Here is a 7,540-nt window from a genome sequence, read left to right as displayed (position 1 = left end):
GGTCAACAACGTCGCGAGGAAGTTAAGCAAGGGCAGCGTCGTGGGTATCGCGCTGGATCTTGGCGCGGGCGCGCTGGAGATACATGAAGCGTGCTCGATGGGCAGGAAGGAGATGTGTACAAAGGCCAAGTTTGTGGAGGTGGGGAAAATGGTGGTTGGGATTCCGGCGGCTACAGCTGGCGGCTATACAGCCGCGACGCTGTGCGTGAGATTGGCTGGTCCCACCAGAGGTGCAAGCATACTGGTTTGTGGCATTGCAGCAGGTGCTGCTGGAGGATGGTTGGCAGGTAAAGGCGGTTCTGCATTTGGCGATTTTGCGGGAACGATGCTTTACGAGCTTCTCGGCGATGAGTGACCTTCTCTTTGAATGGGTAGCCCTCATTTCGGGCTTTCTGATGGTTCTCAATTTTTACGTAATGATTTACGTCAAGTACTTCATTCTTGCTGCGGTTGAGGAGCAACTAAGCAATTGTTCAATTGTGAATAATGCAAAAAGATTTTGGGGCGGGTCTGGGTTTGTAGGAAGAGGTCACCGTCTGGTTATGGTGAATTTAGCGCTCACGGCGACACACCAGTTGAGCAAAAAAGGCATGGTGGATATTGATCAGGTTCGCCGGATTCCAAAAAGTCACCGGCTGTGGATAGTTATCCCGATGAACGTCAGCTTCGTGAGTATGACCATTTGTTTTCTGGCTTTAGCCTTATTAGGTAAGTTGTGGTGATGTTCCGATATTACGTCCCTGTTTCAAACGCTCGGGTGGCGCTGGAGATTCATGAGGCGTGCTCGGTGGGCAGGAAGGAGGGATCTAAAGCAGGCGATTTTGTGGGCACCATGATTTACGAGCTTGTCGGCGATGACTAAAGATCCCTTGGCGTGGGTACTACTGGCATCGGTTATTTCGTTGTTTCTAAGTTTTCTCGTAAATATTTACGTCAAATATTTCATCCTTGATCGTGTGGAGGAGCAACTGATGAACTGTGCAGTTGTAATTGACGCAAAAAGATTTTGGCGAAACTCAGGGTTCGTTGGAAGAGGCTATCGACTATTGCAGTGAAGTCCGCGCTCACGTCCACGCGGCGCTTCGGAAAAAACGGCATGGTGGATGTCGATGAAGTTAGCCGTATTTCTTTACGGGACAGACGCTGGATATGTATCCCGATGAATATTAGTCAGAAAAGTTTGGCTGTACTTTTTGTCACTTGGGCCTTGATGGGGAAAATGTGGTGATGAATCGATGTTCTCGAGGTTATTCCCGGTTTCGTTTGGGTTTTATCGAGCAGCATTCTACATTTGGCGTCATTACCAATGACATGCTTTACGAACTCGCTAAAAATGAGTAGCGGTATCCTGGAGTGGATGGTTGTCGTATCAGGTGTTTTGATCAGCGTTACCTATCTTGTATCGCTTTACGTGGATCACGTTATTCTTCCGAAGATTGAGGACCCGCTAAAGAATTGCAGCATAGTTGCCGACGCCAGAGCGTTCTGGGGACTCACTGGTTGTTTCGGGAGGATGCAGCGGTCTGCAATCTCGCCCTGACCTCTACGCGTAGCTTGAGTGAAAAGGGTCTGGTGGACCTTGATGAGGTCAGCCGGATTTCGACGATAAATCGTCGCTGGATAGTCCTCCCAATGAGATTGGCGTGTCTGGGCTTCGTCATTGCCATCGTCGCGTTGGGGCTGTTAGGTAAGTTGTGGTGACAGGTCGACCAACCACCTTTTCATGCCAACGAACAAAGCAGGCATAATACCGCCGCCCCGGGGCTCAATTGTTTCGTTACGTTTCCAGATCAGGTGATCCATTGTCCGAGCCGATGCCCGCTCGCCCGCTTTCAACGCCTTTACGCCCCTCGGCTTGTCCGGGGTTGTTGCGTATTGTTCCGGCGCTGGACGGTGGGATCTGCCGGATCAAGCTGGCTGGCGGTGTGATCACGGCGGCGCAGGCAAAGGCCGTGGCCGGGGCTGCCGAGCGGTACGCCGGTGGGCTGATCGAGGCGACCAATCGCGGCAATTTGCAAATTCGCGGCATCGGCGCTGACCACAATGGTTTGATCGCGACCTTGCTCGATGCCGGTCTCGGCCCGAGTCATCCGGCTGGCGATGATGTACGCAACCTGATGCTCAGCCCTACCGCTGGGGTTGATCCGCAGCAATTGTTCGATACACGACCGTTGGCCCGGCTGATCCTCGACTCGCTGGAAAACCATCCGGGCTTTCATGACCTGTCACCGAAGTTCGCGTTGTCGTTGGACGGCGGCGAAGGGTTGGTGATGTTGGAGCATCCTCACGACCTGTGGCTGTCGGCGATGCAGGTCAATGGAGAAATGCTGCTGGGGTTTGGATTTGCGGGATGTCCGGCAAGTCATTCCCCTGTCGGCGCGGTGCCGCTGGATCGGGGGCATGAGTTGGTCATTGCGGTGCTGGAGTTGTTCCTGGCAGCAGCCAAGGCTGAACACACCCGCATGCGCCATCTGCTGGCTGACATGTCGGTCAGTGAATTCCTTGGAGCGCTGTCAGCGCGTTTGACAGTCGCAGCGCGAACCGATCAACGCATAACCACTTGGCGTCGCCCCCCGATTCAACCCAACGGTCATATCGGCCTTTATCCACAGGCCGAAACGGCCTTGGTCGCTGTGGGGGCGGTGGTGCCTTTGGGGCGTCTGAATCCGTCGATGCTGTCCCGCGTGGCGGATCTCTCCGTCGAACTGGGTGATGGCACGTTGTCGATGACGCCGTGGCAAAGCCTGATGCTGCGCAACGTCGCGCTCGATAACGCGGCGCAGGTGCTTGAAGGCTTGCAAGACGCCGGGCTGATCGTCAGCGCGGAACAATCGCTGGGGCAGTTGATCGCCTGCACCGGGTCAGCCGCGTGCGCGAAAGGCTTGGCCGATACCAAGTCAGACGCGTTGAAGCTGGCGAGTGACTTGCGACCCGCTCGGCCCGTTCACGTGTCCGGCTGCATACGATCCTGCGCGGCCGCGCATATCGCGCCGGTGACCTTGCTCGCCGTGTCCAGCGGCCGTTACGACCTCTATTTTCGCCACGCAGATCAACCGGGTTTCGGTGAGTTGCGTGGGCGTGACCTCACTATTGAAGCAGTCGGCGTGCAGTTGAACGCCGACTCACGGAGCAACACCGATGATTGATTACATCCGCGATGGCCAGGAGATTTATCGCAACTCCTTCGCGATCATTCGTGCCGAAGCTCGGCTGGACACGATCCCCGCTGACCTGGAAAAACTCGCAGTGCGGGTGATTCACGCAAGCGGCATGGTCGACGTCATTGAAGGCCTGCGCTTCTCGCCAGGCGCAGGCAAGGCCGGGCGCGATGCATTGGCTGCGGGTGCGCCGATTCTGTGCGATGCGCGAATGGTCTCTGAAGGTGTCACCCGCACGCGTTTACCGGCCAACAATCAGGTGATCTGCACGTTAAGGGACAGCAGCGTCCCGGACTTGGCCCGCGAATTGGGCAATACCCGTTCCGCGGCGGCGCTGGAGCTGTGGCGTCCGTACCTGGAAGGCAGCGTGGTGGTGATCGGCAATGCCCCGACCGCGCTGTTTTATCTGTTGGAAATGCTCGATGCCGGCGCGCCAAAACCGGCGTTGATCCTGGGTTTTCCGGTCGGTTTTGTGGGCGCCGCTGAGTCAAAAGACATGCTTGCTGCTGACAGCCGTGGCGTGCCGTACGTGATCATGCAGGGCCGGCGTGGCGGCAGCGCCATGGCGGCAGCGGCGGTCAACGCACTGGCCACGGAGGTTGAGTGATGCAGCCTCGCGGTCGTTTGATTGGCTTGGGCGTCGGTCCCGGCGATCCGGAGCTGATCACTGTCAAAGCCCTGCGCCTGCTGCGTGAATCGCCGGTAGTTGCGTACTTCGTGGCCAAGGGCAAGAAGGGCAATGCGTTCGGTATTATCGAAGCGCATTTGCAGCAAGCGCAGACACTAATGCCGCTGGTGTACCCGGTGACCACCGAAGCGCTGCCTGCGCCGATGTCCTACGAGCAAGTGATCAGCGACTTCTATGACACTTGCAGCGTCGAGCTGGCCGCGCACCTGGATGCCGGGCGCGACGTGGCGGTGATCTGCGAAGGCGATCCGATGTTCTACGGCTCCTATATGTACTTGCACGACCGCCTGGCTGAGCGTTATGAGGCCCAAGTGATACCGGGCGTCTGCTCGATGCTCGGTGGTGCGTCGGTGCTCGGCGCGCCGCTGGTGTATCGCAATCAAAGCTTGTCGGTGCTCTCTGGCGTGTTGCCAGCCGAGGAGCTGAAACGCAAATTGTTAGAGGCCGATGCGGCGGTGATCATGAAACTGGGACGTAATCTGCCGAAAGTGCGGCAGGCGTTGGTGGACACCGGATTGGCGGCGCGCGCGTTGTATGTTGAGCGCGCGACCATGACCAATCAGAAGATCGTGCCACTGGCTGAAGTCGACCCCACGTCGTCACCGTATTTCTCGCTGATCATCGTGCCAGGTCAAAGGTGGCAAGGCTGATGAGTGCTCACACGCAAAATGCCCTGGCGATTGTCATTCTGGGTAACGGCGCATTGGCGACGGCGCGGCGGATTCAGCAGCTGTATCCCGGCGCGCTGATCCACGGCTTGGCTGGGCGTGTCGATAGCGCTGACCGCCGTTACGATGAATTTGGCGCCACGTTACGTCAGCTGTATCAACAGGACACGCCGATCATTGCCTTATGCGCGGCAGGCATTGTCATTCGTACCCTGGCGCCGGTGCTGCTGGGAAAGGGCGTCGAACCGCCAGTGCTGGCTGTCGCTGAAGACGGCAGTGCAGTGGTGCCGTTGCTCGGCGGGTTGGGCGGCGTCAATGTCATGGCCCGCGAGATCGCCGCCGGGCTTGAGGTTGCAGCGGCGATTACCACCAGTGGCGAATTGCGTTTCGGCACGTGCCTGCTCAATCCCCCCACGGGGTATTCACTGGGTGATCTGGAGCTGGGCAAGCGCTTTGTTTCGGATGTGTTGTCCGGCCAAAGTGTGCGCATCGAAGGCGCTGCGCCATGGCTGGCGCAGGCCCAACTGCCGCAAGACGATCACGCGCAACTGGCGATTCACGTCGGTTATGCCGAGCGTGAGCCTGCGCCTAATGAATTGCTGATCTACCCGCGCAATGTATTGGTGGCGGTGAGTGCAGCGCTGCCTGAGTTGGCGACCGCTGTGCGTTCGGCGTTGCACGATGCGCATATTGCCGTCCAATCACTGGCCTGTCTGTTAGCAAGCGAAACCGAAATGGCCAGCCCGACGTTGCACGCTGCGGCGGCGGAGCTGGGCGTGCCGCTTCGCTTTGCCAAGGCAACCTCTGACGTCAGCAACATGCTTGCGCAGGCATTGCCACCATTGCTTTCGATCAGCTCAGCCGAGGGCATCGCCGTCGCGGTGGCGCCGCAACCGCTCGACGTAGAGCAGGTTGGACGTGGGCGAGGACGACTTGCCGTTATCGGTTTGGGCCCTGGCGCCAAGGATTTCATGATCCCTGCGGTAAAGGCCGAGCTGGCGCGCGCCAACGATGTATTGGGGTACGAAACTTACGTGCGTATGGCCGGGCCGTTTCGCGATGATCAGGTGCAGCATTGCACCGACAATCGTGAAGAAATGCAGCGCGCCCGCCACGCCTTTGAACTGGCAGCGCAAGGTCGTTCGGTAGTTGTAGTGTCGTCCGGTGATCCTGGCGTGTTCGCCATGGCGGCTGCGGTATTGGAGGCGTTGCATGAGTCCAATAACCCTGATTGGCATGCCGTCGAGCTGGAAATCCTGCCGGGGGTTTCTGCTTCGCTCGCAACCGCCGCGCAAGCCGGCGCGCCGTTAGGGCATGACTTCTGTGTGATGTCGCTGTCGGACAATCTCAAACCGTGGGACATCATTGAGAAGCGCCTGGACCTTGCGTGTCAGGCGGATCTAGCGTTGGCGTTCTACAACCCGATTTCACGCTCGCGGCCTTGGCAGTTGGGGCGTGCGCTGGAGATCGTACGTCAACATCGTACGCCTGAAACGGTGGTAACCCTGGGGCGTGACATCGGGCGCTCAGGTCAAACGTTGCGTGTCACCACGCTTGCTGAACTGACGCCGGAGCAGGTGGACATGCGCACCATGGTGCTGATTGGCTCCTCTCTGACCACCACTTTTGATCGAGTGGATGGCGGCCAATGGGTCTACACACCACGGTGGTATGGGGTAAAACCTACAGCGTTAGGCTGATTTGGCGCCGGACACCATCGCAGTGTTTGAGTGAAAAGTCTGATCTCTCCAAGGATTCAGGCTTTTCCTGCGCAGGGCAAAACCCTGGATGAGTAAAGAAAAAAAGTCGGCGATGCTGCTGCGTCGGTAGGTTATTTCTTCAATGACATTGCGAATTGTCGTCAGCCCTTTAGATACCGCCTTTATGCGGATCTCAGGCGACCGCAGCGATACATTCAGGTGTCTCTGAATGTAAACGTATTAATCTGTTCCACTCCGTATTTTTAAATAACGCCGATTGGTCGCAGACATAAAACTTCGCTAGTCTCATTCCTGTCCATGAGGACATATCAATTAATGGATTAAAAATATGAACGCAAAAGCACGTATTGATGAAAGTGATCGCCACAATTTTATCGAAAGTTGTGAAGTTTCCGACTGCTCTCACTCTCTTATGGAACATGTTTCTAAGTTGAGTTCGCCAGTCGCCATTCCTGAAGACATTGCCACGGCACACGCTGCCGTTGTCGAAGGCAATATCATGGCCTTCACCGAGGGTATGTCTCGCCAGAACCGCGAGGACGTCATGGATGCCTTCCTGTTCGCCACCTTGGTCGCCAACAAGGCATTCAATCAACAAACTGACGTGCAGGATTGGTATCGCAAGTTCTTCCAGGTGTTGAGCTATGCCGGTTTTGGTTCGCGCAGATGGGATTACGCACAATATCGTGCTACCCAGAAAAACTTCTCCATGGATCAGGTGGGTCTGGAGATTATCAGTTCCATTCTTGTTGCTGCAGCGCTGCCCGGCCCTGCGTCGCTGGCAATGCTCAAGGTGGCTGGGGATGCCGTCAATGCGCTGAAGGCCAGTGAAAAACCGCTACGTTTGTTCGAGCGTCAAACCAAGCTGCATCGCGGTGGCAGTTTCCGCATTGCCAGTTGCAATGAAGATCGTGACGGTACGGTAAGTGTGGCGCTGGGTGCGGTTCACTTCGCGGCCCGCTCGGCAGTCACCAATGTACTGTTTTGGGAATGGAACAATGCCGAAGTAGAAACTCATCGTGGCGAAGATCTGTTGTTTTTCAACTCTCGCCATTATGAAAAAGTACGTGAGGCCATTCAGGATAAATTAGGTAATAGTGCCAAAACGGCCATTGAGGAATTTGAGATTTAATCAAAGGCGGAGGTGCGTGTCGCCTCCGCTTATTTTTTGTGCGCCAGGCATGGCGCGTTGCGCGTAAGCGCAACCAGCTTGGCTGTGGTAGCCACGCTGGTGACTCGGAGGTGAAAGTCCTCTACACACCCGGCAAGGGGAAGTGTTAGCCAGAGGCAAGGGTGTCGCGGGTG

Annotated in this window: 6 protein-coding genes and 1 pseudogene; all 7 read left to right on the top strand. The window is 56.7% G+C overall.

Going from position 1 to position 7,540, the window contains the following annotated elements; all coding sequences use genetic code 11:
• Positions 1-355: pseudogene (locus tag VGC62_RS21160) on the top strand (hypothetical protein); the annotation flags it as partial.
• Complete coding sequence (locus tag VGC62_RS21155) at positions 348-722, top strand: hypothetical protein (RefSeq protein ID WP_331189028.1); 375 nt, start codon at positions 348-350, stop codon at positions 720-722. The pseudogene VGC62_RS21160 and the gene VGC62_RS21155, both read left to right, overlap by 8 nt.
• Before the next feature lie 1,080 nt (positions 723-1,802).
• Complete coding sequence (cobG, locus tag VGC62_RS21150; RefSeq protein WP_414705830.1) at positions 1,803-3,146, top strand: precorrin-3B synthase; 1,344 nt, start codon at positions 1,803-1,805, stop codon at positions 3,144-3,146.
• A complete protein-coding gene (locus VGC62_RS21145; protein ID WP_331189027.1) occupies positions 3,139-3,765 on the top strand; it encodes a precorrin-8X methylmutase in 627 nt (208 codons plus the stop codon). Before cobG ends, VGC62_RS21145 begins: the two co-directional genes overlap by 8 nt.
• Positions 3,765-4,496, top strand: coding sequence for a precorrin-2 C(20)-methyltransferase (locus tag VGC62_RS21140; RefSeq protein WP_331189026.1), 732 nt, complete (start codon positions 3,765-3,767; stop codon positions 4,494-4,496). The genes VGC62_RS21145 and VGC62_RS21140 overlap by 1 nt, the downstream gene beginning before the upstream one ends.
• A complete protein-coding gene (cobJ, locus tag VGC62_RS21135) occupies positions 4,496-6,214 on the top strand; it encodes a precorrin-3B C(17)-methyltransferase (protein ID WP_331189025.1) in 1,719 nt (572 codons plus the stop codon). The genes VGC62_RS21140 and cobJ overlap by 1 nt, the downstream gene beginning before the upstream one ends.
• Before the next feature lie 349 nt (positions 6,215-6,563).
• A complete protein-coding gene (locus tag VGC62_RS21130) occupies positions 6,564-7,367 on the top strand; it encodes a hypothetical protein (protein WP_331189024.1) in 804 nt (267 codons plus the stop codon).
• Positions 7,368-7,540: the final 173 nt, after the last annotated feature.

The sequence above is a fragment of the Pseudomonas sp. genome (assembly GCF_036404235.1).
Taxonomy (GTDB): domain Bacteria; phylum Pseudomonadota; class Gammaproteobacteria; order Pseudomonadales; family Pseudomonadaceae; genus Aquipseudomonas.
Note: the sequence above shows the minus strand (reverse complement) of the source record. Positions and strands in the feature narration are given on the sequence as shown.